This is a genomic window from Klebsiella sp. BIGb0149, assembly GCF_004362605.1.
Classification (GTDB): Bacteria; Pseudomonadota; Gammaproteobacteria; order Enterobacterales; family Enterobacteriaceae; genus Klebsiella; species Klebsiella terrigena.
On sequence record NZ_SNYG01000003.1, the window covers coordinates 349,146 to 376,087 of the forward strand.

Annotated in this window: 18 protein-coding genes; 9 read left to right on the forward strand and 9 right to left on the reverse strand. The window is 57.2% G+C overall.

From position 1 onward, the window contains the following. Positions 1–171: 171 nt before the first annotated feature. Both EDF75_RS13505 and EDF75_RS13510 read left to right on the forward strand, forming a co-directional pair. A complete protein-coding gene (locus tag EDF75_RS13505) occupies positions 172–924 on the forward strand; it encodes a response regulator transcription factor (RefSeq protein WP_133599771.1) in 753 nt (250 codons plus the stop codon). Continuing rightward, positions 912–2,276: an ATP-binding protein gene (locus EDF75_RS13510; protein ID WP_243733536.1), complete on the forward strand. Its 1,365-nt coding sequence runs from the start codon at positions 912–914 to the stop codon at positions 2,274–2,276. The genes EDF75_RS13505 and EDF75_RS13510 overlap by 13 nt, the downstream gene beginning before the upstream one ends. Here EDF75_RS13510 and EDF75_RS13515 read toward each other — a convergent pair. Continuing rightward, a complete protein-coding gene (locus EDF75_RS13515; protein ID WP_243733537.1) occupies positions 2,266–4,107 on the reverse strand; it encodes a TonB-dependent receptor domain-containing protein in 1,842 nt (613 codons plus the stop codon). The genes EDF75_RS13510 and EDF75_RS13515 overlap by 11 nt on opposite strands. A 307-nt stretch (positions 4,108–4,414) precedes the next feature. On the opposite strand from EDF75_RS13515, the gene EDF75_RS13520 reads away from it, so the two are divergent. After that, entirely contained in the window at positions 4,415–5,518 is a 1,104-nt protein-coding gene (locus tag EDF75_RS13520; RefSeq protein ID WP_133599773.1) for an NADH:flavin oxidoreductase/NADH oxidase, read from the forward strand. A 30-nt stretch (positions 5,519–5,548) separates the two neighbouring features. On the opposite strand, the gene EDF75_RS13525 is transcribed toward EDF75_RS13520, so the two are convergent. Continuing rightward, positions 5,549–6,559: a LacI family DNA-binding transcriptional regulator gene (locus tag EDF75_RS13525; protein ID WP_133599774.1), complete on the reverse strand. Its 1,011-nt coding sequence runs from the start codon at positions 6,557–6,559 to the stop codon at positions 5,549–5,551. Between the two features lie 202 nt (positions 6,560–6,761). On the opposite strand from EDF75_RS13525, the gene EDF75_RS13530 reads away from it, so the two are divergent. Together EDF75_RS13530 and EDF75_RS13535 are read left to right on the forward strand one after the other, a co-directional pair. Next, positions 6,762–7,886 carry an aryl-sulfate sulfotransferase gene (locus EDF75_RS13530; RefSeq protein ID WP_133599775.1) on the forward strand — a complete coding sequence of 375 codons (1,125 nt, stop codon included), beginning with the start codon at positions 6,762–6,764 and terminating at the stop codon, positions 7,884–7,886. A 54-nt stretch (positions 7,887–7,940) separates the two neighbouring features. Further along, positions 7,941–9,266 carry a uracil-xanthine permease family protein gene (locus tag EDF75_RS13535; RefSeq protein ID WP_133599776.1) on the forward strand — a complete coding sequence of 442 codons (1,326 nt, stop codon included), beginning with the start codon at positions 7,941–7,943 and terminating at the stop codon, positions 9,264–9,266. Between the two features lie 22 nt (positions 9,267–9,288). Here the strand turns inward: EDF75_RS13535 and pgtA are convergent, their stop codons facing one another. Genes pgtA through EDF75_RS13550 form a run of 3 tightly spaced genes read right to left on the reverse strand, consistent with a single transcriptional unit; the run spans position 9,289 to position 13,782 of the window. Beyond that, on the reverse strand, positions 9,289–10,533 hold the full coding sequence (gene pgtA / locus EDF75_RS13540; RefSeq protein ID WP_133599777.1) for a two-component system response regulator PgtA: 1,245 nt from the start codon (positions 10,531–10,533) through the stop codon (positions 9,289–9,291). Then, positions 10,514–12,526, reverse strand: coding sequence for a two-component system sensor histidine kinase PgtB (pgtB, locus tag EDF75_RS13545; protein ID WP_133599778.1), 2,013 nt, complete (start codon positions 12,524–12,526; stop codon positions 10,514–10,516). Before pgtB ends, pgtA begins: the two co-directional genes overlap by 20 nt. Continuing rightward, the gene (locus tag EDF75_RS13550) at positions 12,523–13,782 is read right to left on the reverse strand and encodes an ABC transporter substrate-binding protein (protein WP_374756743.1); all 1,260 of its coding nucleotides are present in this window, start codon (positions 13,780–13,782) and stop codon (positions 12,523–12,525) included. The genes pgtB and EDF75_RS13550 overlap by 4 nt, the downstream gene beginning before the upstream one ends. 469 nt (positions 13,783–14,251) lie before the next feature. On the opposite strand from EDF75_RS13550, the gene pgtP reads away from it, so the two are divergent. Continuing rightward, positions 14,252–15,631, forward strand: a complete 1,380-nt coding sequence (pgtP, locus tag EDF75_RS13555) for a phosphoglycerate transporter PgtP (RefSeq protein ID WP_123707916.1) — start codon at positions 14,252–14,254, stop codon at positions 15,629–15,631. A 53-nt stretch (positions 15,632–15,684) separates the two neighbouring features. On the opposite strand, the gene oxlT is transcribed toward pgtP, so the two are convergent. Beyond that, on the reverse strand, positions 15,685–16,959 hold the full coding sequence (gene oxlT, locus EDF75_RS13560; protein WP_133599779.1) for an oxalate/formate MFS antiporter: 1,275 nt from the start codon (positions 16,957–16,959) through the stop codon (positions 15,685–15,687). Positions 16,960–17,275: 316 nt separating this feature from the next. Between oxlT and EDF75_RS13565 the strand changes: the two genes are divergently transcribed. From EDF75_RS13565 to ppk2, 3 genes are all read left to right on the forward strand, one after another. After that, complete coding sequence (locus tag EDF75_RS13565) at positions 17,276–17,713, forward strand: GNAT family N-acetyltransferase (RefSeq protein ID WP_133599780.1); 438 nt, start codon at positions 17,276–17,278, stop codon at positions 17,711–17,713. A 320-nt stretch (positions 17,714–18,033) separates the two neighbouring features. Then, entirely contained in the window at positions 18,034–19,644 is a 1,611-nt protein-coding gene (locus tag EDF75_RS13570; protein ID WP_133599781.1) for an inorganic phosphate transporter, read from the forward strand. Positions 19,645–19,667: 23 nt separating this feature from the next. Further along, a complete protein-coding gene (gene ppk2 / locus EDF75_RS13575) occupies positions 19,668–20,582 on the forward strand; it encodes a polyphosphate kinase 2 (protein WP_045855495.1) in 915 nt (304 codons plus the stop codon). 102 nt (positions 20,583–20,684) lie between these two features. Here the strand turns inward: ppk2 and glgP are convergent, their stop codons facing one another. From glgP to glgB, 3 genes are all read right to left on the reverse strand, one after another. Continuing rightward, a complete protein-coding gene (gene glgP / locus EDF75_RS13580) occupies positions 20,685–23,132 on the reverse strand; it encodes a glycogen phosphorylase (protein ID WP_133599782.1) in 2,448 nt (815 codons plus the stop codon). Positions 23,133–23,318: 186 nt separating this feature from the next. Beyond that, positions 23,319–24,602: a glucose-1-phosphate adenylyltransferase gene (gene glgC, locus EDF75_RS13585; protein ID WP_133599783.1), complete on the reverse strand. Its 1,284-nt coding sequence runs from the start codon at positions 24,600–24,602 to the stop codon at positions 23,319–23,321. A 129-nt stretch (positions 24,603–24,731) separates the two neighbouring features. After that, positions 24,732–26,924 (reverse strand): 1,4-alpha-glucan branching enzyme, encoded by a 2,193-nt coding sequence (gene glgB, locus EDF75_RS13590; RefSeq protein ID WP_133599784.1) that lies wholly within the window; start codon positions 26,922–26,924, stop codon positions 24,732–24,734. Positions 26,925–26,942: the final 18 nt, after the last annotated feature.

Consider the following 26,942-nt stretch of genomic DNA (forward strand, 5'->3'; position numbering starts at 1 on the left):
CGCGAAGGATATCCGTTAAGGTTTCCTGCGGTTTACCACCAAGAATAAGACGCGTATGGACGTTGGGTGAAGCGGGAATTTCGCTGCCTACATGGTTATTGAAAATAACAATTATTCTCATTACATTGTTGAGTTATTATTCCCTTCGCCAGGTCTTAACAGGCAGTCTTAATGGATAGTTTTTCTCTTTCTGTCAGAGTGTTAGTTGTCGACGATCACCGAAAAATTCGCGAGCCGCTTGCTGCATGGCTGAGGCGTCAGAGCCTCAATGTCATCACGGCTGATAATGCCACCTCAATGTGGTCGATGCTGCGCTCCAACACCTTTAACCTGATCGTTCTGGATGTCATGCTGCCTGACGGTGACGGCATGCTGCTTTGCCAGCAGATTCAGCGCAAATACAAAACGCCCGTTATTCTGCTTACGGCGAAGGATGCCCTTGATGACCGCGTCAGTGGGCTGGAGATGGGGGCCGATGATTACGTGGTAAAGCCATTCGAGCCGCGTGAGCTGCTTGCCCGCATCCATACCGTGCTGAGGCGCGCAGGGAGAACGGATGGGCCACAGCATTCGGCTCACCAACTGCCCGATCGGGCGATGAGTTTTTCCGGGTTGATCTACAGGTCGGTCAACCGCACGGTCACCAATCCACAGGGGATAACGCAGAAGCTGAGCACTGTCGAGGCCAGGCTTCTGACCGCTTTTCTCTCCAGCCCGGGTAGTGTACTCAGCCGTGAAGTGCTGATGGATCGCTGCATAACCCCCGGAAATGAGGTTTTTGACCGGGCAATCGATCGACAGGTCAGCCGTTTACGAAACCGCCTGCAGCAGCTGCTTCCAGGCGTTGTGCTGCTGGATACGGTATGGGGAGAGGGTTACCGTCTGGTTTCGCAGGTTGAGGCGCATAGCGAATGTTTCAGCTAAAACGCCTGCTGCCGCAGCGAATGATGAGCCAGCTTGGTTTGCTGATGGTTTCCGCAATTGTGATTGCCAATCTGCTGGCGGTGGGCGGCCTTCAGCTGATCGGTAATTTGCTCTCTCCTGCCACGCGTAATCTGGCTGTAGAACGTATTGAGCTGGCCTATCTTACCAGCCAACTGGCTCCAGGCTCTCCATTACCTGTTCTTCGCCAGGACGGCGCCAGGTTCTGGATTGCCGATCGCGCTGAAGTGACGCCCTTCCCTATGCGGCGTGAAGAGCGGCGCCTGCGTGACGCTGTTTTGAAATTAAAGGGATTTACGCCGGACGTGCAGGTGACGTTTCAGCTCGAGCGCTCCAACGGCGGGCCGGCGCGCTGGCATCTTTTTAGTACGGAGAATAGCGAACCTTTAAGGCTGCGTTCGACCCTCTCTTTGCCTGACGGGACTTATCTAAACGGCATACAGCCGCTTGATCCGGCCTATGCATGGATACAGCTGCTCTCCCTGTCGCTGATAATCATGACGGTTCCGCTGATCCTGCTGAGTCTTTACTTTACCCACCGCGTTGTCAGGCCGATTCAGCGGCTTGCCGCCGCCGCTGATGCCCTGAGTCGTGGAGACTGGACCGGCAGTCTGCCGCTGGTTGGCCCGCGGGAATCGAAAGACCTGACGGGCAGCTTTAATCTGATGCAGCAGCGTCTTGCCCGGCATCTGGAAGGCAAGACCCGTATGCTGGCCTCAATGAGCCACGACTTCAACACGCCGCTGACGGAACTGCGCCTGCAGATAGAACTCATGGAAGCCGGAGAGGCTCGCGATGACATGCTGGAAAGTCTCATTGAACTGCAGAGTATGGTCAGTGAAACGCTGAACTTTATCCGCGATGAAACGCCGCAGGAGAAGACCTGTCGCTGCGACCTGAGCAAGTTACTGAGCGATCTGACGCATCGTTACGGCCAAAAAGGCGAGTCAGTCACCTGGCAAGGAGAGGACGGGATTACGATCACTTGCCGACCGCTGGCGATAAAACGGGTACTCAGCAATCTTATTGAGAACGCATTGAGCTATGCAGGCGAGGCATCCGTCAGACTGACAGCGGAGAACAACATGGTCAGGATCGATGTTCTGGATAGCGGTCCGGGTATCCCGGAGAAACAGCTTGAACAGGTCTTCGAACCCTTCGTTCGCTTGAATGATAATCGCGCCGCCCGACGCCACTTTGGCGGCGGGCTGGGTTTAGGTTTATCGATTGCCCGTGCCTGCGTCCATGCCCACGGCGGCGAGCTGAGCCTGAAGAATCGCTCGCCCGCCGGCCTATGTGCAACGATTTTGCTGCCTGGAGCGATCAGAAGCTGAGCGTCACTCCCCCCCAGAAGGTTCGGCCGTAGTTGACCGTACCGTAGGTTTCATCGTTCAGACGCTTATCGCCAATGTTGTAAATAGCCCCGTTGAGAGCCAGATTCCGGCTAAGCTGATGCGACACGCCTACATCTGCCGTCAGGTAATCGGGCGCCGGTTCAGCGGTAACGGAGGTGCCGTACTCTTTACCATAATAGTTAGCCGCTGCCCAAAACTGGGTTTCTCCCGTGTAATCCCATTCGCTGCGCAGGCTGGCTTTATGCTTCGCCGTTAAAGCCAGCGGAGCCCCCTTATTGCTGCCGCTTTTCTGCTCTGAATCCAGGAAGGTATAGTTAGCTTTGAACGATAGCTCAGGCGTTATCTTCCAGCTGCCGGTCAATTCCGCGCCTCTGATGATCGCTTTATCAATATTGATACGCTCCATCACGATATAACCGTTCCAGCGTCGATCCGTCGTTAGCGTGGAAAGCTTGTCCTGGAAGTCGTTGTAGAAGAGCGTAGCGCTGGCAGAAAGATCGTCCCGATTCGACCACATCGCGGAAAGCTCGTAATTAGTACTGGTTTCAGGCTTCAGGTTGGGATTACCGAGCATGGCCCAGGTATTGCGGCGCAGCACCGCGTAATCGTCAATCACCGCGCGAATTTCCGGGGCCTTAAAGCCTCGCGCGACGCCGCCTTTCAGAGTCCACTCATCACTGACGTACCAAACGCCATATACGCGCGGGCTGTAGTGATTGCCGTACTGTTCGTGATTATCAAGGCGTAAACCACCGGTGAGTGAGAACGCCTCAGCGAGCCGCCATTCGTCCTCGATGAACAGCGCTCGTTGCACCACGCTATAGCGATGATCCTGGCGCGTACCATCTCCCTGGTTCCAGTCTTTTAGCTCGTTTTCCTGCCACTGGCCCCCCAGCGTGGCGGTATGGTACATGGTTGGCACGATCAGTTTTGCATCCAGCACGCTATTTTTGATGGTGGGTTTACGGCCGTAAACGTCACTTTGTGAAGGGCTGGCTAATCCTTCCCGGCTGGTCTTTTCCTGAGCAAAAGAAACCGTCGATGTTCCCCAGTCCCAGCGGCCGTCGTAGCTGACAGACCAGTGATCGCGGTTATTTTTTTGTTCGCGCGTCGCCCAGTTTGCGCTCTCGCCGTCACCGTTTTTCAGGCGACTGACGCCGCCTTCAAGCTGCAGCTCCTGATTATCGGTAGGCGCGAATGACAGCCTCCCGGTTACGTCCCTATGGTCGGCTTTGCTAAAGCCGTTGGTGTTCTGCACATCATCATCGGCCTGACGATCCAGATAGCGCCCCCATAGCTGTAGGCCCAGCTTGTCATCAACCAGGGGACCTGCAAGGTAAAACTGCGTGTTCGCCGCATTACCCTGGTCGTCATGCTGACGAGCAGCATAGTCCCAGGAGAGCGACCCGCCCCACTGCTTACTGACCTTACGGGTAATGATATTGATAACTCCGCCAATCGCATCTGAGCCGTAAAGCGATGACATTGGCCCGCGGATCACTTCAATACGTTCAATGGCGGCAGCCGGCGGGATAAAACTCTGCTCATAACCGGCATTGCCGTTCACCCGGGAGTCGCGACCGCTCTGGCGCTTTCCGTCAACAAGGATGAGCGTGTAGTCTCCCGGCATGCCACGAATGGAGATGTCATTTTCATTGGCGCCGCCGATGACGGCGACACCTTCAACATCGCGAACGGCATCCGCCAGGTTTTGGATAGAACGCTTGCGGAGGTCGTCGCCTGAAATCACGGTCACTGACGCAGGGGCATCTTCCAGCCGCTGTTCAAATCCGGATGCGGTGACCACCATCGTCTCTGTCTCTGCTGCGTTGGCCGCTGAGGTGAATAGCAGGATCAGACTGGCTAATTCAGTCCGTTTAAATTTAATGATTGAGTTGCACATGATTGATTAACGCCCTGGGTAGAAACGTTAATAGTAATCATCCGCATTTATTAAAATTGGACAAAGTAAGACAGATAAGTGACCCTTGGACCAAAGACGGCGCGCGCATGCCACGCATAGTCTGGATGTTCTTTTACAGACAGCTATGCGTTATGTTGATAAGCATTCGTGCATAAAATTGCTACATTACCAGGACCAATCTGGAGCGACATATATGTCTAACCCGAAGCTGTTTACACCGTTACGCATCCGTAATCTTGAGCTTGAAAACCGTATTGTCATCGCCCCTATGTGTCAGTATTCCGCAGAAGATGGCTGTATGACTGACTGGCATACGCTCCATCTGGGTCAACTGGCACAGTCAGGTGCCGGCTTGCTCACCATTGAAGCGGCAGCCGTCTCGCCTGAGGGGCGAATTACCTATGCAGATGTCGGGCTCTATGATGATAAAACTGAGCAAGCGATGGCTCAGGTGCTCACCGCTATTCGCAAATGGTCACCGATCCCCGTTGCTATTCAACTGGCGCATGCGGGCCGAAAAGCGTCAACTTACAAACCCTGGGATAAACACGGTCAAATACCGCCCGATCGGCAAGGCGGCTGGCAAACCTTAGCGCCCTCCGCAGTGCCTTATAGTGACGGCTATACGATCCCTACCGCCCTCGACAACAGCGGCCTGGCCGAAATTCGCCGCCAATTTGCTGAAGCCGCAAAACGTGCGGCAAGACTTAATATTGATCTTATTCAGATCCACGCTGCGCATGGCTACCTGCTGCATCAGTTTTTATCACCGCGGTCTAACCACCGAACGGATAATTACGGCGGCTCGCTGGAAAACAGAGCCAGGTTTCCGCTGGAAATAGTCGATGCGGTGCGCGAGGCATTCCCTGCAGATAAAGCAATCAGCGTGCGTATTTCCGCCACCGACTGGTTCGACGGCGGATTTAGCCTCGAGGAAGCCGTGGCGTTTTCTAAAATGCTGGAAGCACATGGCGTCGATGCCATACACGTCTCCAGCGGTGGTCTGCACCCCGCCCAGCAAATTGATGTTTATCCCGGTTATCAGGTTCCGCTGGCACGAGCGGTTAAAGCCGCAGTGGGTATCCCCGTTGTGGCGGTTGGGCTCATTACCGAACCGGAGCATGCGGAATCTATCGTCGCAAGCGGGGATGCCGATATCATCGCTATTGCCCGTGGCGCGCTCTATAATCCGAGATGGCCCTGGCATGCTGCGGCAGCGCTTGGTGCTCAGGTTCATGTGCCTAATCAATACCTTCGCTGTCAGCCCCATACGCTGAAGAACTTGTTCAAGTCCTGAATAGGTACGCCTTGCCGCCAGCACGGCGGCTTAGGATGCTCTGCTCGAGGTTCTGACCACCAGTTCCGGCCTCTGTCCGCGGCTGCCGCTCACGCGATGGCCGGCCAGCACTTCAAACAGCAGCGTGACGGCCTGACGAGCGACCTCGTCGAGGTGCATGTTCACCGCCGTCAGCGGCGGCTGGGATTCCCGGGCGCGAATACCGTCATAGCGGGTGGCTAAGCGCATCCGCTGCGGCATGGCGATCGACGCATCGTGAAAGGCGCGCACGGCGCCGCTGGCAAAGGTATCAACCACGACCAGGACGCCATTGACTTCGGGATGCTCATGCAACATCTGACTCGCCGCCTGATAGCCAGCCGCTTCCCCTTCCTGCTCATCAAGGTAATAGATAACCGGCGCCTGCCGCCCTTCGCACCAGAGGCGATAGGCGGCCTCGGTTTCCAGTGCGGAAGTCCGCGGCGTATGCCCGACGAGGAGCGCGCAACAATCGGCGCCTTCTGCCTGCAGGTGGCTCAGCAGCAGTTTCGCCGTCGCCGCCGAATGCAGATCCACCCAGGGTACCGGCGTCGGCGTTCCCGGCGTTCGGCCGATGGTAATACAGGGGATCCCCGCCTGCTGCAGAGCCCGCAGCTGCGGATCGTTTTCGGCGGGCTCCAGCAAAATGGCGGCATCAAAGGTCACCATGTCCAGCGGGTTCTTCCCGGGCGGGACCAGGATCAGCGCATGCTGCTTCTCCAGCGCGATAATCGCCGCCGTAAGCGCGACCTCCATCATAAAACCCAGCTTTGAGGCTCCGGAAGCGATGGTCAGCGGCAAGGAAGAAAGAAGCGCAATGGTGTTGGTTTTCCCGGTACGCAGCTGGCGGGCGCGAATATTCGGCGTGTAGTTCAGCGCCTGAATCGCCTCCTCAATGCGCTGCCGGGTCTCAGGTTCGACAAAACGGGTGTGATGTAACGCATTAGACACGGTGCCGGGCGATACGCCGGCAAGGCGTGCAACGTCAATGAGCCTGGCGCGTTTTTTATCGTGAGCAGTCATCTGGCTGGCGGTTCCTCCCGAGATTTTACGCTCAGGGTAGCACATTTCCAGGGTATGAATTTCGGCACTATTACATAACAAAATCATATTAAAAAAGTGGCCGTTTACCGTAGCTCTCTGGCGAGCATTCCTATCTAATGTTGCTTAATTAAAACGTTTTAATGGCGTATTTCGCCAGGAAATCATCTCTTAAGGAGGCTACGTGGCGCACTTATCTCAGGACCCTACCTTCACCCTCGGGCGTCGCCCGGGCGGGCTGACCCTCGCCAACATGGAGAAAAGCTTCGGCGGCTATACGCTCTTTGCCCCACAAACCGCCGAAGGGCGGGTCTATCTGGTTGATGAGCGGGGAGAAGTGGCGCACCAGTGGCAGCTCCCGGTGCGGGCAGGACGCGATGCCGTGCTGCTGCCTAACGGTAACCTCGGTTATAACGGCAGCCACCGCACGTCGGCCAGCCTCTATCCGGCCTGGGATCTCTGGCACGGCGGCGATTTTTATGAAGTCACTCCGGATAACGAAGTGGTCTGGCATTATGAGGATATCTTCCATCACCACGACGCGCAGTGGCTGGCGAACGGAAACCTGCTGTATACCGCGGCGGCTCCGCTGCCGGCTGACATCGCTGCCCGCGTCACCGGCGGCGATCCGCGCCGCGATGCGCCGGACGGCATCATACAGAGCGATGTCGTCAAAGAGGTCAATCGCGACGGTGAAGTGGTATGGGAATGGCGCGCCTGGGAGCATCTGGCTCCGGAAGATTTTCCGCTTCATGAGATCTTCGACCGCCGCCACTGGCCGATGATCAACGGTCTGTCGGTCACCCGTGACGGCCTGGTGCTGATGAGCCTGCGCACCACTTCCGGAGTGATTGCCGTCAATAAAGAGACCGGCAGCGTGGTCTGGCACGCGGGTCCGAACGTTGTCGCCCAGCAGCACACCCCGATCGAGACGGATAGTGGGTCGATTCTGGTATTCGATAACGGCAACCTGCGCCCCGGCGTAACCTCTCCGCACTCCACGGTGCTGGAGTTCGACCCGCACACCCAGGCTATTCGCTGGCAATATCGCGATATTTTCCCGCCGGCCTTTTTCTCACCCTACATGGGAAGCGCCCAGCGCCTCGGCAACGGCAATACCTTTATCTGCGAGTCCGCCTTCGGCCGCCTGTTTGAAGTCACGCCGCAGGGAGAAACGGTGTGGGAATACATTATTCCTTACTTCAATGAGTACCCGGAGCATCTTAGCAAGGGGATTATTCCCGGTAAGCAAAACAGCGCCTTCCGCGCGCATCGCTACGCCGCCGATGCGCTACCGTGGCTGAAATAATCGCTCTTCGCCGGCGCGGTCGGCGGGGATTTCTCACGTCTTTGGGAGGCATTTATGCCCTATTCTGACTCCTTCGTGCCGGAAAACGAAGCCTTGCGCTGGCAAACTAAGCTGCTGCTGGCCCTGCAACACGTGCTGGTCGTGGCCGCAACGCCGATCGCCGCCGTTTTTCTCATTGCCCAGGCGCTTCACTTCAGCGATGGCGTTACCACATCGCTGCTGAGCGCCACCTTTCTGATGTGCGGGCTGGGGGCGATCCTGCAAAGTCTCGGTATCGGCAGCTTCGGCGCGCGTCTGCCGTTTATTATGGTCCCGGGCGGTGCGCCGATCGCCCTCTTCATCGCTATCGCTTTGCAGACCAATATCCAGACGGCAATTGGCGCGGTGATCTTAACATCGCTGTTTTATTTTATTGCCCTCCCCGTTTTTCGCCGCTTTCTGCACCATTTCCCGCCGTTTATCATCGGGATTATGCTGCTGCTGGTCTCCATCAACCTGATTCGCCTGTACGGCGGGCTCATTATCGGTCAGCCGGGGAGCAGCAACTTTGCTCAGCCAGCAAACATTATTCTGGCGCTGGTGACTATCCTGATTACGCTGATCTTCGCCCTGGCGTTCACCGGCATCCTGCGTCAGCTGTCGGTTATGTTCGGCCTGCTGGCAGGCACCCTGCTGGCAATCATGCTCGGCAGCGCCGATTTTAGCGGCGTCAGTCACGGACCGCTGTTCAGTCTGCCGCAGCTGTTTCCGTTCGGCTGGCCAATCTTCAACCTTTCAGCGTCGCTGCCGCTGCTGATCTATGCGGTGATATCTATGGCTGAAGCGACCGGGCAAACGATTGCCACCGCGGAGATCGTCAAATCGACACAAAACGTCCATCAGGCCATTCCCCGCACCATCCGCGGCGATGCCGTTATCTCGCTGCTGGGCGGCGTTTTCGGTACCTCATTGATCATCACCTCCGGCGAGAATATCGGCGTGGTGCGGACCACTAACGTCAAATCACGCCACGTTACGGCGCTCGCCGGGCTGCTGTTAATCCTGATTGCGTTATTTTCGCCGCTGGTGCGCTTTGCCGCCTGCCTGCCCGGTCCGGTGGTCTGCGGGACGGCGGTGATTGTCTTCAGCATCATCGGGGTCATCGGCATCGATATGATTGCCCGCGAGCCGCTGCACAAGCCGGGTAAAACCTACGCCTTAGCCACCGGTTTAGCGATGGGGATGCTGCCGATTCTCGTGCCCGGCCTGTACCAGAATTTCCCCGCCGCAGTGCAGATGGTGCTGGGTAACGGCATGGCGGCCGGTACGCTCACTGCGATCGTCGTTAACTCGTTATTCCTGGTGAGCGAAAGGCGGGCCGCCGTGCGGCTAAAAGGCTGAACCGACACCCCGCTTTAGCCCGTTAACGATAGTGATGTTTGTTCAGACCAAACTTTTTCATCCGCAAATAGAGTTTTTTGCGCGGGATCTGCAGATACTCGGAGACATCGTTAATGCGGCCCTGGTGGATATTCAGGGCCTCGACAATAATCTGCCGCTCGTACTCTTCGACCCGCTGGTCAAGCTGAACAGGCTCAGCGGCGTGCAGCACGGGGTTCGGGATATCGGCCAGCGGCATCACCCCGACGGCAAACAGTTTGGCGGCATTGGCCAGCTCGCGAACGTTATTCGGCCAGGGGCGCGCGATCAGTTTCTTAGCCAGCGCCGGTGGAAGTTCGGGTACAGGGTTGTTCAGGCGCAAACAGGCCTGTTGCAGGTAGTGCAGGAACAGCGGCTCGATATCGTCAAGCCGCTGCGCAAGCGGCGGGCAATGCTGCTGGGTCATGGCAAAGCAGTAGTATAAATCGGGGATAATGCGGTTATTGCCGGCCATGGCGATCGGCGGCTGTAGCCCGATGCCGACCAGGCGAAATGGCGGCACGTCTTGCCCCTGCAGATGCGCCAGCATATGCTGCTGAGCCTGGGTCAGGAACTCGATATTGCGCAGAACCAGCGTCCCGCCCTGCGCCTGAGCTATCCATTCATTGAGGGGCGCGTCCTGATCTTCGAGGATGTCACCGAAGATAATCGGCTGCGCATGGCGTGAGCTGAGGCGATGCATGTAGCACGCCGCCAGCGTACGCCCGGTGCCCCGTTCGCCATGCAAATAGACCGCGATATCGGTTTCTGCCAGCTGCCGCAGCCTGTGCCGCACCTGCATGACCCATTCGCTACGGCCGATCAGGTTGTCCTCCAGCTGCTCCTTTTGCCACTGCCGCCGCACGACCTGCGCCTGGCGCTGGGCCAGCGCTTTATCAACCAGGCCTAACAGCTGCTCCGGGTTTACCGGTTTTTGCAAAAAATCCCATGCCCCTTTTTTGACGGCGTCGACGGCCATCGGGACGTCGCCGTGGCCGGTAATCAGCATCACCGGCAGATGAGGGTCATGTTTCAGCAGGATCTTCAGCAAATCGATACCGGAACAATGCGGCATACAGACGTCGCTCAGCACGATACCCGCCCACTCCTCGCTCACCAGATCCTGCGCCATCAGCGGATCGCGACAGGCATACACCCGGTGTCCGGCCTCCGTCAGCAGCTGAGCGTAGGCATCCAGCACGTCGCTGTCGTCGTCAATCAGCAGAATATTATGTTGATGTGTGAGCATGGTTGACATCCGTTGGTAAGAATTGCAAAACAACGCAGGCATGCTGACTCAGCGTCGACGCCAGCCGTAAATGCCCGCCCATCTGCCGCATCAAGGATTCGCTGATCGACAGACCGATCCCCAGCCCCAGCTGCTTGCTGGTGACAAACGGTTTCAGCAGCGAGTCGGCCAGCTCCAGCGGCCAGCCGCAGCCGTTATCCGCGATCGTTACCGTCCAGCCCTCCGCTGACGCTTCCCATGCCACCCTAATGTCGGGTGCGCCCTGCGCCGCATCCAGCGCGTTGGTCAGCAGGTTGACCAGCACCTGCAGGATCCGCACCTCGTCTCCCAGCACCTGCGCGGCGCCTGGCGGCAGATGCAGCGCGCCGTGCAGCGGCTTATGTCGCAGGGATAACAGCTCCCAGGCGGCGGTAAAAGCGTGGCGCAGATCGACGGGGCTGGCGGGGGCATCGACCTCCGGTCGGCGGGTAAACTGCCGCAGATTGCGGATAATGGCGTCAATGCGGCCAATCAATCCCTCGGCTTTACTCAGCGTCTGACCGGCGCTATCCGCCTGCCCGTTTCTGATGGCGCTGCGCGCGCTGTAGAGATACATCGACAGCGCGTTGAGCGGCTGGTTTATCTCGTGCGCCAGGGTGGTCATGGTCTGGCCAACCACCGCCAGCTTGGCGGTCTGTACCAGTTCATCCTGGGTGGTTCGCAGATGCGTTTCCACTCTTTTTCGTTCGGTAATTTCCCGCTCCAGCAGCTGACGCTGCTGATTTAACTGGCCGAGAGTATGGCGCAGAAGTTTACCAATGCGTCCCAGCTCATCCTCGCCGTAAACCGGAATATCGGCGTTAACGTCACCTAACCCGATGCGGACCACCGTCTGGTTAAGCTGGTTAAAGCGTTTCACCAGCCGCGAGCGGATAAAATAGTGGTTAAGTAAATAGGCGAGGATCAGCGCCAGCAGCGTGGCGACCAGAATCAGGCTCCCGCTGAACCACATGGTATGCTCCAGGCGCTGATTGAAGGCGCGCATTTTGCCGTGGCTGTCGCTGAGCTGAGATTCCAGCTGGGCGCGAAAGCGGGCCAGCGTCGTTTCCTTATCCTGCGTCACCTGCGACAGCACGCGCTGTGCGCGAATATATTCGCGGATCGCCGCCGGCATTTTATTTTCGGCAATCCCGATATCGAGGAGTTCATCAATCGTCTGGCGCAGGGTTATGGTACTGGGATAGCCTTCCAGCAGGTGCATGTTGTCGTCGGCGGTTTTTTTCAGATAGGACAAATAGCGGATATGCCCTTCTATATTGCCGCTGCCCTCCGTGCTGGACTGCACCTCGGTGAGGCGGTCGCGCAGGTCGCTGATAATCTGATTTTCAATACGCGCCAGGGTATAGACCTGCTGCTGCTCTCCCTGCACCGCCCGCAGGTTGGCCTGCAGCCGGGGGATGGCGCTCCCCGGTTTTGCCTCCATCTGATCGAGCAGCGCGCCCTGCTGCCAGCTGAAATCCTGCACCAGAGAGTTCATCTCGGCGGTAAAATCCTCATGCAGCCAGTTAATCCGCGCGGTGGTCTCGTTGACCTTCTCGCGGGCGATAAACATGCTGTACAGCGAACGATCGAGCCTGGTGAGGAGCTGGCGACTGTCCCTCAGCGTCAGTTCGATCTGCCGGCGCTCCGGCGCGTCGAGACGCTGGCTGAGTGCGGCAATTTGGTCGAGGTGCTGCAGGATCTGGTTGCGCAGCTGCAGTCGCGAGGTGGTATTGGCCGCCAGCAGAAATTCGTTAAGCTGATCGACGACGGTGTTCAGGTTGTTTTCAATCAGAAATGAGGTTTGGATCCGCGGGAAATAGTCATTCAGGGCATAGCGGATTTGCGAACTTTGCTCGTGCCAGGAGTAGAGGCTAACGCCGCTTACGATTAGCGTCAGCAGGGCCCCGGCGAGGAAGGCGCCGCGCAGGCTGGCGCTGATGGTCAGGCTTTTAATAAAATCGGGGAGCCTCATTTCAGATTCTCCAGCTGCTCAATCGCCTGCCGCTGCTGCTCCTGAAAAAAAAGCTGCCACTCCATCATCAGCTGCTCGGCCTGATCTTTATTATCCAGCTGCTCGAGGTAGCGCCGATCGCTGCTTTGCCGGGCGCTTACCGGCATGGCGGTCAGCAGGGCGCGGATCTCCGGCAGCGGTCGCTTAAGCCGGGCTTCGGCATTATGCAGCGCGCGCCAGGCATCTTTCAGCTGGGACAAGCGGAAGCTGATGGCGGTGTCGAACAGCGTTTGCACCAGGCTCTGGCGCTGCAGGATCAGCTGATAATTGAGGGAGGGCTCGCTCAGTAGCTGATGCTGCTGCCGCGCACGCGCGCCGTTGCCAGGGTCCGGGATAATAGAATACTTCCCGGTATTGGTATCCGACAGCGCCTGCTGCCCCTCCGGGCTCAGCAGAAACTGAATAAAGCGCCGGGCCTCCGCCGGGTATGGGTTATGGCGAATCAGCGCCACATAGGTTGGCGAGGCGGCCGAGTGGGGAAAGTAGCGAAACGTCAGGTTCGGGTCGTCAAGCAGCAGGTTAGCGTAGTTATCAATGACCGGACCGACCGAGCCCAAACCGCTTTTAATTTTATCCGCCACGCCAAAGCTGCGGCTGGAAATGGTTATCAGGTTCCCTGCCACGCTCAGTATGGTTTCCCATCCCCGCTGCCACCCCTCCTGCTGCAAAAGCGACTCTACCATCAGATGGTTGGTATCGGAACGGGAAGGACTGCTCATCAACAGGGTTCCCTGATAGCGCGCCTGCATCAGATCCTCCCAGCTGGCGGGCAGCGGCAGATGGCGTTCGCTGAGGTTGCGCTGGTTAATTAACAGCCCAAAGCCGGAGATGGCCACGGCTACGGCGGTGCTGCGGATTGATTCCGGTACCAGCTGCTGGGACTGCGCCGGCGCATCCGGGTAGGCCGCCAGACGCTGATGTTCCTGCAGATGCTGCAGCAGCATCGGCGAAGAGGTCAGCACCAGATCGATATTCTCCCCTCCGGCGCTATCCAGCAGCTGTTCCAGGGAGGCGCTGGTACGGTTAAGGGTGCGAATAATCACCGACTGCGGCTGGGTTTGCCAGCGGCTGATGATATAGGCGGTGGCGTCGGGCGAAAAGGTTGTGGCAATCACCAGCTCACTCTTTTTGGCCTGTACGGGAAATACCGTCAGCAGGCTGAGAAATAAACCAACGACAACCATACCTCGCTGCTGTTTATTTGAACGGTTACCCATATTGCGTCCTTTTGGCTGCCATCGTTTTGTGATCATTTTCATAAAACGGGGAAAATAATAAATAAAACCGCGCGCCGGTTTGTGACAAAAAAGTTCATTTATAGATAGCACCGCGATTAATCGCGGAGAAAAGCAATATTCTGTTTAATCTCCGAAAAGAGACGCTAGCCTACCACCCTCATTAAAATCATACTGTTAAGACGATCAAACTAACGAGCGCCCGGTTATTTCCCCGCAAGGATATGGCGGAGCGTCAAGCCCACAACAATTATCCCTGAATGATAAGGCGAAGGCAAAAATACATTTTGAGTCAAAAACCGCCATCCTGTTTTTGTATTTGAGTCAAATCTGACTCAAATAGGTCTGATTGTTTTGTTGATCTATTTTAACCACAATCCATTTCGCATTCCACACCACCAATTTTGATCGTCATGATTCATTACCGATAACCTAATATAGGTACTTAAACATGTTTTCATTATTAAAACAAAAGGTCGCCGCGGCGCCGGTTCCTGCGCAACAAATAAGGCCAACTTACCAACGCTATCGTATCCAGGCATTACTCAGCGTGTTTCTTGGCTACCTCGCCTACTACATTGTGCGCAACAACTTCACGCTGTCGACGCCGTACCTGAAAGAGCAGCTCGATCTCAGCGCCACCCAGATAGGGATGCTCAGCAGCTGTATGCTGATCGCCTACGGTATCAGTAAAGGCGTGATGAGCAGCCTGGCAGACAAGGCCAGCCCAAAGGTCTTTATGGCCTTTGGCCTTGTCATGTGCGCCATTGTTAACGTTGGTCTGGGTTTTAGCAGCGCGTTCTGGATTTTTGTCGTGCTGGTGGTGATCAACGGGCTGTTTCAGGGGATGGGCGTTGGGCCCTCGTTCATTACCATCGCCAACTGGTTCCCACGCCGCGAACGCGGCCGCGTCGGTGCGTTCTGGAATATCTCGCATAACGTCGGCGGCGGAATTGTCGCCCCTATCGTCGGCACCGCGTTTGCGCTGCTCGGTTCAGAGCACTGGCAAACCGCCAGCTATATCGTACCTGCGGCGGTGGCGGTACTGTTTGCGCTGGTGGTGCTGGTGCTCGGTAAAGGCTCGCCGCGCAGCGAAGGGTTGCCGGCGCTGGACGAAATGTTGCCAGAAGAGAAAGTGCTGCTGAATACCGGTAAGGTCGAAAAGGCACCGGAAAACATGAGCGCATGGCAGATTTTTTGTACCTACGTGCTGAAGAATAAAAACGCCTGGTACGTGTCGATGGTCGACGTCTTTGTCTATATGGTGCGCTTCGGCATGATCAGCTGGCTGCCCATCTACCTGCTGTCGGTGAAACACTTCACCAAACAGGAGATGAGCGTCGCATTTCTGTTTTTCGAATGGGCGGCGATTCCGTCCACCCTGCTCGCCGGCTGGCTATCTGATAAGGTATTTAAGGGCCGCCGAATGCCGCTGGCGATGATTTGCATGGCGCTTATATTCTTCTGCCTGCTGGGTTACTGGAAAAGCGACTCGCTGTTTATGGTCACGGTGTTTGCCGCCATCGTCGGCTGCCTGATTTACGTGCCGCAATTTTTGGCCTCGGTACAGACCATGGAGATCGTTCCGAGCTTCGCGGTCGGCTCCGCCGTCGGCCTGCGCGGCTTTATGAGCTATATCTTCGGCGCCTCGCTGGGCACCAGCCTGTTCGGGGTCATGGTCGACAATCTGGGCTGGCACGGCGGCTTCTATCTGCTCATGGGCGGGGTTATTTGCTGCATCCTGTTCTGCTATCTGTCGCATCGCGGCGCGCTGGAGCTGGAGCGCAAGCGTCAGCAGGCGGCCGAAGAGCAGGAACTGGCGCTGGCATAAGCATTTAGCAAACATCCCCCGACGACGGCGATAGCGGGTCGTCGGGGGACGCGTTAGCGCATCGCGGAATTTGCGCCGTGCTGCCTGATAAACCGCGCTCGCCACGGTTTCAACAGGCCAATAGCCAGCGCGGCGGTGACAAAATCAAGCGCGATCGCACAGCTGAAGACCACGTGCCAGCCGTGAGTATGCTGGTACAGCAGCGCCGCCAGCGGGCCGCCGAATATCGATCCAATCCCCTGCGAGATATACAGCCAGCCATAGTTTGCGGCCGCATATTCGCTGCCGAAGGTGTCGGTCAGCGTCGAGGGGAAGAGCGAGAAAATTTCACCCCAGCCGAAGAACACCACCCCGGAGAGCAGTACAAACAGCAGCGGATCGTCGCGGCACGCCAGCCATAGCATCATCGCTACGCCTTCCAGCGCGAAGGCGATGAACATCGTCTGCTCCCGACCATAGCGATCGGAGATAAAACCGAACAGCGGCCGCGTCAGGCCGTTGGTGAAACGATCGATAGTCAGCGCCAGCGGTAACGCCGCCATCCCGAACACCACCGCTTTGCTGATGCCGAAATCTTCGGCAAAGACCGCCATCTGCGAGGTCACCATCAGCCCGGAGGTGGACATCATTGCCATCATCGCGAACATCAGCCAGAACAGCGGCTGGCGCAGCATTTCACGGGAGGTGAACTGTCGGGTGCTCTGCGCCACGCGCTGGCTAACCGGCAGCGCTCCCCGATCGGGGGGAAGCCTCAGCCCCTGGCTGGCCAGCAGACCAACGGCGGCAAAAATAATGCCGAAGATGGTCATGGTCTGTTCGAGTCCGTTGCTGACCAGCGAGAGGGAAATGGGAAAGGTGGTCATAATCGCTCCCATCCCATACCCCGCGGCGACGGCGCCGGCGGCAAAGCCTCGGTGCTGCGGAAACCACTTCACCATCAACCCGACCACGCCGATGTAGACGATCCCGGTACCGAGGCCTCCCAGACAGCCGTAGACCAGATACAGCGCTGCCAGGCCATTGACCTGCGCAGACAGCACCCAGCTGAGCCCCGCCATCACCGTGCCGAGGGAGATCAGCAGCCGCGGGCCGAATTTCTCAACCAGCCGTCCCTGGAACGGGGAGAAGAAAGTCTGCAGGATAATTAACAGCGAGAAAGTCACCTGTAATTCCGCTAATCCAACCCCCAGCTTCTCGGTCAACGGTCTGGTCAACAGCGTCCAGACATATTGCGGGCTGGAAATCGAGGCCATGCAGATCAGGCCGAGCGTAAGCTGGGTCCATTTACCCCATTTTGCAACAACTAAAGGTTCTCTGAGAACGGTCATCGGCAGCTCCTGTGTTCCATTAATTGCACCTTGCGAAAAGTCTCCGCGCCCATGGCGCTCCCCGGTCTGCTCTCTGTTGGTACGATCTGCGCCACTGCATTTCTCCTCTCTGCGCTAATACTTACACTGCTAAGCATTAAGCATGCCAGGATTTATAATTGTTATTTATCAGTAGGTTAAATAAGAATATAGCAAGAGGATAACGGGGCGCGGGCGTTCACTGCACCTCAGATGTGCGGGGCCATGTTTCAGGCATGTGCACAGAGAAAGCGGGATCCGATATACTGGCGAATCCGCAGACCCAGGGAGAGAGAGCATGATTATTGCCGTTCGTCAGGCCACTCGACACGACTGGCCGGCTTTACAGCGCCTGTTTCTGGTATCGCGCTGCCGGACCTTCATCTGGCTCAACGTGAGCGATTTTCGCCTGAGCGATCTGGACAAGCAGACCGAGGGAGAAACCCTCTGGCTGGCGCAGGATGCCCAGGGCGAAGCGGCTGGTTTTATCTCGGTCTGGATGCCGGGGCATTTTATTCATCATTTACACGTCGCTACGGCATATCAGGGATGCGGCGTCGGTAAAATGCTGCTACAGGCCTTGCCCGGGTGGGAGCAGCATGGCTATCAGCTGAAGTGCCTGACGCGCAATGACCCCGCGCTGGCCTTCTATAAAGCCTGCGACTTTGTGATGGTTAGCGCAGGAACAAGCGACGAGGGAGAGTATCGCCTGCTGGAACGTAGGGCGGCCTGGTAGCCCTCGCGCAGTTTACTGTGCCGCTGCGCCTCGAGGCGGCTGGAACCCTGAACATGACCGCTGCCTGGCGGGACTAACACAATGCGTATGACTGAATTTGGTTTAGCCATAAGATTATTAGCCCGACGGCCAACCATAATGCAGTGCTAAATTTTAATTCCATCCGCCTGTTCAAGTCATTTAATCAGCCGCTGACGGGCCAACATGCTTTTTATGCGCAATTAATCCGTCTGAAATAAAACAGCAATGTTACTTAATAATAATCTCGCCTGCAGGCTGCTTTAAAAGCATATGTGGATGCGATTTTAAAAAGGTAACTTATGAGTGATAACAGCGCAGTTCAATCCAAAATGGATGCCGCCGGCGGCCTTCCTAAAATACACCAAAAGAACAGCAAGTTAGCTGTTCTTTTTTTTGTTTCATTGTTAGTTGCAGGCATAGCATTCGCCGGGGTGAATTTATTTAATGATGTCCATGATGCGGGCGCAGTATATACAAGCTATATTCCTTTCCTGCTGCTGGGATTAGCGCTTCTGATTGCCTTAGGCTTTGAATTTGTTAACGGTTTTCACGACACCGCTAACGCAGTGGCGACCGTCATCTATACCCACTCGCTGTCGCCCATGGTGGCGGTGGTCTGGTCCGGGTTCTTTAACTTTCTCGGCGTGCTGCTCTCCAGCGGCGTGGTGGCCTTCGGCATCATCTCGCTGCTGCCGGTTGAGCTGATCCTGCAGGCCGGTACCGGCAACGGCTTCGCGATGGTCTATGCCCTGCTGTTCTCCGCCATCATCTGGAACCTCGGCACCTGGTGGCTCGGGCTACCCGCCTCCTCATCGCACACGCTGATCGGCTCGATTATTGGCGTCGGCGTGGCAAATGCGCTGATCCACGGCCGTACCGGCACCAGCGGCGTTGACTGGGCGCAGGCCATAAAGGTGGGCTACGCGCTGTTGCTATCCCCCGTCATCGGCTTTGTGTTCGCCGCCCTGCTGCTGCTGGTGCTAAAAGCGTTCGTTAAGAACCGTCAGCTGTACACCGCCCCGAAGGGAAATATGCCGCCTCCCCTGTGGATCCGCGGTCTGCTGATCCTCACCTGCACCGGCGTTTCTTTCGCTCACGGGTCCAACGACGGGCAGAAAGGCATGGGGCTCATCATGCTGATCCTGGTAGGCACCATGCCGATTGCCTATGCTCTGAACCGCGCGATGCCTCCGGAGCAAATTCCGCGGGTGGCCGCGCTGGCAGAAGTCACCAAAAACGATCTGCTGCAGCAATTTCCGGCTGTCGGCCAGATACCTCCCCGCGAGGTGCTGACCGGTTACGTACGTACCAGAGAGCTCACCCCGGACGTCGTTCCGGCACTGGCTCAGCTGACCGGCGCTATCGGCGATCAGATTCGCCAGTACGGCTCGGTCGATAAAATCCCCGTGCAGTCGGTCTCCAACACCCGCAACGATATGTATCTGGCGTCGGAGACCATCAAACATCTTAAATCTGAAGATCAGCTGCAGATTTCCACTAATTCGCAGCACAACCTCGACGCGCTTAAAAACGAGCTGGACAGCGCCACCCGCTTTATCCCGTTCTGGGTAAAAGTGGTGGTGGCCATTGCCCTTGGCCTCGGCACCATGGTGGGCTGGCGGCGGATCGTCGTGACCGTTGGGGAGAAGATCGGTAAATCCCACCTGACCTATGCCCAGGGCGCCAGCGCCGAGCTGGTCGCGATGACCACCATCGGCGCGGCGGACGCCTTTGGCCTGCCGGTGTCAACCACCCACGTGCTCTCCTCCGGCATCGCCGGCACCATGGCAGCCAACCGCTCCGGCCTGCAGATGTCCACGCTACGCAACCTGCTGATGGCCTGGGTGCTCACCTTACCTGTCTCAATACTGCTGTCGGCCACGCTTTACTGGGTCTTCACCCATTTCTAAAAAGACTAAGACGGGAAATGATTATGTCTATACATGAATTTGACCGCGACGAAACCTTCAACCAGCGCCTGCTGCAGGAGTTCTACGACAGCTATGATGAAGAGCTGGAGATGGAGCTGGACGATTTGCGTTTTAACGACGCCGAAGTGGACAGCGATCGGAAAAAGGCCTGGCGCAAGCAATACTTCCGCGAATTGCTGCGTCTGCAGGGCGAGCTGGTAAAACTGCAGGACTGGGTCATCCGTACCGGCCACCGGCTGGTGATTGTCTTCGAAGGGCGCGACGCCGCCGGTAAAGGCGGCGTGATCAAGCGGATAGCTCAGCGCCTCAACCCGCGCACCTGCCGGGTGGCGGCATTGCCGGCACCGAACGATCGCGAACGTACGCAGTGGTATTTCCAGCGCTATATCGCCCATCTGCCGGCGGCCGGTGAGATGGTGCTGTTCGATCGCAGCTGGTACAACCGCGCCGGAGTGGAGCGGGTGATGGGCTTTTGCAACGATGAAGAGTACGAAGAGTTCTTCCGCAGCGTGCCGGAGTTCGAGAAAATGCTGACGCGCAGCGGCATTCAGATCGTCAAATATTGGTTTTCAATCACCGATGACGAACAGGAGCTGCGTTTCCTCAGCCGCATTCACGATCCGCTCAAGCAGTGGAAGCTTAGCCCTATGGATTTGGAGAGCCGCAGCCGCTGGGAGGACTACACCGAGGCGAAAGAGGTGATGCTGGAGCGCACTAACATTCCAGAGGCACCCTGGTGGGTGGTTCAGGGTGTCGACAAGAAAAAGGCGCGACTGAACTGCATCAGCCATCTTCTGCAGCAAATCCCGTATACGGAAGGCGATGGCAGCGTTATCACCCTGCCGCAGCGTAAGCGCAACCCGGAATACCACCGTAACCCGGTTCCGGATAATATGATTGTCCCCGAGATATATTAAATAAACAGGGGCTTATGAAAATAAGCCCCTGCACTTCCCTCCCCGAGTTCTCCGGCAGTCTTACCGCGCGTTCCCGGCGCGCCCTGGCTGGTGGCGACGGGCTCAGAGCTGCGTTTTGTCGATATACCAGATCTTTTTCGCGTACTCCTGTACCGTGCGATCGGACGAGAAATAGCCCATGCTGGTGATATTGAGCATCGCTTTTGCGGTCCACTCTTCCGGGGTTCGGTAGAGCGCGTCCACCCTCTCCTGACAGTCAACGTAGCTGCGGTAGTCCGCCAGAACCTGATAGTAATCGCCGAAGTTAATCAGCGAATCCAGCAGACCGCGATAGCGGCCCGGCTCCTGCGGGCTGAACGCCCCGGTCCCCATCTGGGTCAGCGCCTGGCGCAGCTCTTCATCCTGCTCGTAGTAATCGCGCGGCTGATAGCCGCTGCTGCGCAGCGCCTCGACCTCTGCCGCGGTATTACCGAAGATAAAGATGTTCTCCTCGCCCACGTGCTCCCGCATCTCAACGTTGGCGCCGTCCAGGGTGCCGATGGTCAGCGCGCCGTTGAGGGCGAATTTCATGTTGCTGGTCCCGGAGGCCTCGGTTCCCGCCAGCGAAATCTGTTCAGAAAGGTCCGCGGCCGGAATTATCATCTGCGCCAGAGTAACGCTGTAGTTAGGGATGAACACCACCTTAAGTCGATCGCCAATCTGCGGATCGTTATTGATGACTTTGGCCACGTCGTTAATCAGATGGATAATCTGTTTTGCCGTGTGGTAAGCGGACGCGGCTTTGCCGGCGAAAATCACCACCCGCGGTACCCATTCGGCCTGCGGGTCCGCCTTGATGCGGTTATAGCGGGTGATCACGTGCAGCACGTTCATCAGCTGGCGCTTGTATTCATGAATACGCTTAATTTGCACATCAAACAGCGCTTTCGGGTTGACCACCACGCCCAGCTGGCGGGCGATGTAGTCGGCCAGCCGCTGCTTATTCGCCAGCTTGGCTTCGCTGACGGCCTGGTTAACCAGCGGATAATCCTGATACTCACCCAGTTCGCTCAGCTGGCTTAAATCCGTCCGCCAGGTCTGGCCGATATAGCGGTCCAGTACCCCGGAAAGCGCCGGATTGGCGGCGGCCAGCCAGCGGCGCGGGGTGACGCCGTTGGTCACGTTGGTGAAGCGGCGCGGAAAGATTCTGGCGAAATCGGCAAACAGCGACTCCACCATCAGCCGGGAGTGCAGTTCCGACACCCCGTTAACCTTGTGGCTGACCACCACCGCCAGCCAGGCCATCCGCACGCGGCGGCCGTTGGATTCATCGATAATCGAGGTCCGGCTCAGCAGGGCAATATCATCGGGATAGTGCTCCTGCATGGTTTTCAGAAAATAGTCATTAATCTCGAAGACGATCTGCAGATGGCGCGGCAGGATTTTCCCCAGCATATCGACCGGCCAGGTCTCCAGCGCTTCGCTCATCAGGGTATGGTTGGTGTAGGAGAAGACCTGGCAGGTCACCTCAAAGGCTTCATCCCAGCTGAAGCCATGTTCGTCAATCAGCAGGCGCATCAGCTCCGGGATCGACAGCACCGGATGGGTGTCGTTGAGGTGGATAGCGATTTTATCCGCCAGGTTGTCATAGGTTTGATACAGCTGGTAATGGCGGGCGAGGATGTCCTGCACCGTCGCCGAGACGAGGAAATACTCCTGTCGCAGGCGCAGCTCGCGCCCGGAATAGGTCGAGTCGTCCGGATAGAGCACGCGGGACACGTTCTCGGAGTGGTTTTTATCCTCCACCGCGGCGAAATAGTCACCCTGATTAAATTTACCGAGGTTTATTTCGCTGCTGGCCTGGGCGCTCCACAGCCGCAGGGTGTTGGTGGCATCGGTATCGAAGCCCGGGATAATCTGATCGTAGGCCACCGCGATGATCTCTTCGGTTTCCAGCCAGCGCGAGCTTTTGCCCTCATGCTGAATGCGTCCGCCAAAGCGGATGGTGTAGCGGGTTTTATGGCGCTCAAACTCCCACGGGTTACCGTACTCCAGCCAGTAGTCCGGCGATTCCATCTGCCGGCCGTCGATGATGTTTTGCTTAAACATGCCGTAGTCATAGCGGATGCCGTAGCCGCGTCCCGGCAACCCCAGCGTAGCGAGAGAGTCGAGAAAACAGGCCGCCAGACGACCGAGGCCGCCGTTGCCCAGCCCAGGATCGTTCTCCTCGTCAATCAGCTCTTCCAGATCCAGCCCCATGCCTGCCAGCGCCGTTTTCACATCCTCATAGATGCCCAGCGACAGTAAGGCGTTAGAGAGAGTACGGCCAATCAAAAACTCCATCGACAGATAGTAAACCTGCCGTGCCTGCTGCGAGATCCGCGCCCGGTGCGCCCGCAGCCAGCGCTCTACCAGCCGATCGCGCACGGCGAACAGCGTGGCGTTGAGCCATTCATGCTTGTTGGCAAGTGAAGGGTCTTTACCAAGAATAAACATGAGCTTATAAGCGATAGCATGCTGCAGCGCTTCTTCATTCAGCCTGGGTGAATTGTAACTTATGCGTGGTTCCATTTTTCTTATCCGTAATATTTAAATAATGCGCTGTTCGAGCGAACAGTCGGCGACGGAATCGGCCTGGCCGCCCGTTTTTAACAGTGGGAACATCTCTGCTTCAACATGTAAAACTTGCATGTATGCTCCTTATTGTTCATCCACAGAGACGACCCGCGTGCCAGCCGCGTTTTTACGCAAACGGGCTCATAGATCAAGTCTGTCCAGCATTTCCTTGGTGACCAGAACGATGCCCTCTTCCGAGCGATAAAAGCGCCGCGCGTCCTCAACGGCATTTTCGCCAATCACCATGCCCTCCGGGATCACGCATCCCCGGTCGATCACGCAGCGTCGTATCCGGCAAGAGCGGCCAATCCACACGCCCGGTAGCACAACCGACGAATCTATATTGCAGAACGAGTTAATCCGCACTTTGGAAAATAGAACCGACTGCACCACCACCGAACCAGAAATAATACAGCCGCCGGAGACCAGGGAATTCATCGTCATGCCGTGGCTGCCTGTACGGTCCTGAACAAATTTGGCGCTGGGCAGCGACTCGACGTAAGTCCGGATCGGCCAGTTACGGTCATAAACATCCAGCTCAGGCACTACGGAGGCTAAATCCAGGTTGGCTTTCCAGTACGCCTCGAGGGTTCCGACATCCCGCCAGTAGGGTTCGGCATTATTATCGGACTGCACGCAGGAGCGCGGGAACGGATGCGCATAGGCTTCGCCTGCCGCCGTTATTCTGGGGATAATATCTTTGCCAAAATCATGGGTGGAGTGCTCATCCCGATCGTCTTCTGCCAGCAGCTGGTAGAGATATTCCGCGTCAAATACATAAATACCCATGCTGGCAAGCGAGCGGGTTTTATCCCCCGGCATGGTCGGCGGATGAGCCGGTTTTTCAACAAACTCAACGATCCTGTCATTCTCATCAACCGCCATGACGCCAAACGCCGTCGCCTCTTCTACCGGCACCGGCAGGCAGGCGACGGTGCAGCGCGCGCCTTTTTCAACGTGATCGAGCAGCATTCGCGAGTAATCCTGCTTATAGATATGGTCACCGGCCAGGATCACGACATATTCAGCGTCATAGCGGCGGATAATATCCAGGTTCTGCGTCACGGCATCCGCCGTACCGCGATACCAGTTCTCGCCATGCACCCGCTGCTGCGCCGGTAATAAATCCACGAACTCGTTCATTTCTTCATTAAAGAATGCCCAGCCGCGTTGAATATGCTGAACCAGGGAGTGCGACTGATATTGGGTAATGACGCCAATACGTCTTATGCCTGAGTTAATACAATTCGATAAGGCAAAATCAATAATTCTGAATTTACCGCCGAAATGCACCGCAGGCTTGGCGCGGATAGTGGTCAGGTCTTTTAAGCGGGTACCGCGTCCGCCGGCGAGGATCAGGGCCACGGATTTAAGCGGCAGCTGGCGCGACAGCATTAAGTTGTCAGTATATTCAATTTTACTCATAATTAAGTCCTGCTATTAAATAAAAGCCATCAAAGAAAATAATGAAGAAAAAGCATTCCTCTTCTGTAAATAAATGCAGAAGTGGTCTCCTCGGGTAATAACTGGATTGCGGTAAATCAGTGCTCTGTTTTATTCGCCGGCAGATTCCCGTACCAGCCAGACGGTTGCCAGCGGCGGCAGGGTAATCGACAGCGAGTGCTCGCGGCCGTGGCTGGCGATCGCCTCGCTTGCCACTACCCCGCCGTTGCCGGTATTGCTGCCGTGGTAGTGCATCGAGTCGGTATTCAGCTCCTCCCGCCAGCGCCCCGGCTGGTTAATCCCGAAGCGATAGCCGTGGCGCGGCACCGGCGTGAAGTTGCTGGCAACGATGATCTCATTCCCCGCCTTATCGCGACGGACGAAGACAAACACCGAGCGCTCGTGGTCGTCCACGACCAGCCATTCGAAGCCGTAGCGGTCAAAATCAAGCTCGTGCAGCGCCCTGTGACGACGATAGGTATGGTTCAGGTCGCGAACCAGACGCTGGACGCCGTGGTGCCAGTTATCGCCGCCTTCCAGCAGATGCCAGTCGAGGCTGGCGTCGTGGTTCCACTCCCGCCCCTGGGCAAACTCGTTGCCCATAAACAGCAGCTTTTTACCGGGGAAGGCAAACAGCCAGCCGTAGTAGGCGCGCAGGTTGGCAAACTTCTGCCACGCATCGCCGGGCATGCGGTCGAGGATCGACTTTTTGCCGTGGACCACTTCGTCGTGGGAGAGCGGCAGAACGAAGTTCTCGGTGTAGTTGTAGAGCATGCCGAAGGTCATCTTGTCATGGTGATGACGGCGGTGAACCGGATCGAGCTTCATATAGTCGAGGGTGTCGTGCATCCAGCCGAGGTTCCATTTGAACCAGAAGCCGAGCCCGCCCGTCGAGGCGGGACGCGACACGCCGGCAAAGTCGGTGGACTCTTCCGCCATGGTGACCGCGCCGGGAGTCTGCTCGCCGAGCACGCGGTTGGTGTTACGCAGGAACTCAATTGCTTCCAGGTTTTCCCGCCCGCCGTACTCATTCGGCACCCACTCGCCCTCTTTACGGCTGTAGTCGCGGTAGATCATCGACGCCACCGCATCGACGCGCAGGGCGTCAATGCCGAAGCGCTCAATCCAGTACAGCGCGTTGCCCACGAGGAAGTTGCTGACCTCCCGGCGGCCGTAGTTGTAGATCAGGGTATTCCAGTCCTGGTGATAGCCTTCGCGCGGGTCGCTGTGTTCGTACAGCGAGGTCCCGTCAAACGCCGCGAGAGCAAAATCATCCGAGGGAAAATGCCCCGGTACCCAGTCGAGGATCACGTTGAGGCCCGCGGCGTGCGCGGCGTGAATGAAGTAGCGGAAATCTTCGCGGGTGCCAAAGCGTCGGGTCGGCGCGTACAGCCCGGTGGGCTGATAGCCCCAGCTGCCGTCAAACGGGTGCTCGTTCACCGGCAGCAGCTCCAGATGGGTAAAGCCCATCCATTTGGCATAGGGCACCAGCTGGTCCGCCAGCTCGCGATAGCTCAGCCAGAAGTTGTTATCGGTGTGGCGACGCCAGGAGCCCAGGTGAACCTCATAAATCGAAATCGGCGCATCGAACTGGTTCGCCTGCTTGCGCGCCGGCGGCTGGTTAATTTTTTCCGGCAGGCCGCAGATCAGCGAGGCGGTGTCCGGGCGCATCTGCGCCTCAAAGGCGTAAGGGTCGGACTTCACCCGCAGGTGGCCGTGCGCGTCGATCATCTCAAACTTATACAGCTGGCCGTTCTGCGCGCCGGGGACAAACAGCTCCCAAATCCCCGACTCTTTGCGCAGGCGCATCGGGTGGCGGCGGCCGTCCCAGTAGTTGAACTGGCCGACCACGGAAACCCGGCGGGCGTTCGGCGCCCACACCGAGAAGCGCGTGCCGGTGATGCCGTCCATCGTATCGGCGTGGGCGCCGAGGGTTTCGTACGGCCGCAGGTGGGTACCTTCGGAGAGCAGCCAGACGTCCAGATCCTGCAGCAGCGGGCCAAAGCGGTAAGGGTCATCAATCAGATTGAGCTGACCATGCCAGGTGACGGCCAGCTGATAGCGAAAAGCATTTTTTCGACGCGGCAGAACGCCGCTAAAGAAACCGCGCGAGTCGAGGCATTCGAGCCTGCCGACTTTGCGTCCGGTTTTCGGTTCAATGACCCACACGTCGGTGGCATCGGGTAACAACGCGCGTACTTCCAGCCCGGCATCGGTGGCGTGCATGCCGAGCACGGAGAATGGATCGGAACAATGGCCTGCGAGAAGTGCTGAAATCACACTTTTTTCATTATAATCAGACATGTCAGTCACCCTACTATC

What these genes read in the sequence shown, in the direction of transcription:
- EDF75_RS13505 (WP_133599771.1), top strand. Translation starts at nt 172, where the DNA reads ATGGATAGTTTTTCTCTTTCTGTCAGAGTGTTAGTTGTCGACGATCAC.
- EDF75_RS13510 (WP_243733536.1), top strand. Translation starts at nt 912, where the DNA reads ATGTTTCAGCTAAAACGCCTGCTGCCGCAGCGAATGATGAGCCAGCTT.
- EDF75_RS13515 (WP_243733537.1), bottom strand. Translation starts at nt 4,107, where the DNA reads ATGGTGGTCACCGCATCCGGATTTGAACAGCGGCTGGAAGATGCCCCT.
- EDF75_RS13520 (WP_133599773.1), top strand. Translation starts at nt 4,415, where the DNA reads ATGTCTAACCCGAAGCTGTTTACACCGTTACGCATCCGTAATCTTGAG.
- EDF75_RS13525 (WP_133599774.1), bottom strand. Translation starts at nt 6,559, where the DNA reads ATGACTGCTCACGATAAAAAACGCGCCAGGCTCATTGACGTTGCACGC.
- EDF75_RS13535 (WP_133599776.1), top strand. Translation starts at nt 7,941, where the DNA reads ATGCCCTATTCTGACTCCTTCGTGCCGGAAAACGAAGCCTTGCGCTGG.
- pgtA (WP_133599777.1), bottom strand. Translation starts at nt 10,533, where the DNA reads ATGCTCACACATCAACATAATATTCTGCTGATTGACGACGACAGCGAC.
- pgtB (WP_133599778.1), bottom strand. Translation starts at nt 12,526, where the DNA reads ATGAGGCTCCCCGATTTTATTAAAAGCCTGACCATCAGCGCCAGCCTG.
- EDF75_RS13550 (WP_374756743.1), bottom strand. Translation starts at nt 13,782, where the DNA reads ATGGGTAACCGTTCAAATAAACAGCAGCGAGGTATGGTTGTCGTTGGT.
- pgtP (WP_123707916.1), top strand. Translation starts at nt 14,252, where the DNA reads ATGTTTTCATTATTAAAACAAAAGGTCGCCGCGGCGCCGGTTCCTGCG.
- oxlT (WP_133599779.1), bottom strand. Translation starts at nt 16,959, where the DNA reads ATGACCGTTCTCAGAGAACCTTTAGTTGTTGCAAAATGGGGTAAATGG.
- EDF75_RS13565 (WP_133599780.1), top strand. Translation starts at nt 17,276, where the DNA reads ATGATTATTGCCGTTCGTCAGGCCACTCGACACGACTGGCCGGCTTTA.
- EDF75_RS13570 (WP_133599781.1), top strand. Translation starts at nt 18,034, where the DNA reads ATGAGTGATAACAGCGCAGTTCAATCCAAAATGGATGCCGCCGGCGGC.
- ppk2 (WP_045855495.1), top strand. Translation starts at nt 19,668, where the DNA reads ATGTCTATACATGAATTTGACCGCGACGAAACCTTCAACCAGCGCCTG.
- glgP (WP_133599782.1), bottom strand. Translation starts at nt 23,132, where the DNA reads ATGGAACCACGCATAAGTTACAATTCACCCAGGCTGAATGAAGAAGCG.
- glgC (WP_133599783.1), bottom strand. Translation starts at nt 24,602, where the DNA reads ATGAGTAAAATTGAATATACTGACAACTTAATGCTGTCGCGCCAGCTG.
- glgB (WP_133599784.1), bottom strand. Translation starts at nt 26,924, where the DNA reads ATGTCTGATTATAATGAAAAAAGTGTGATTTCAGCACTTCTCGCAGGC.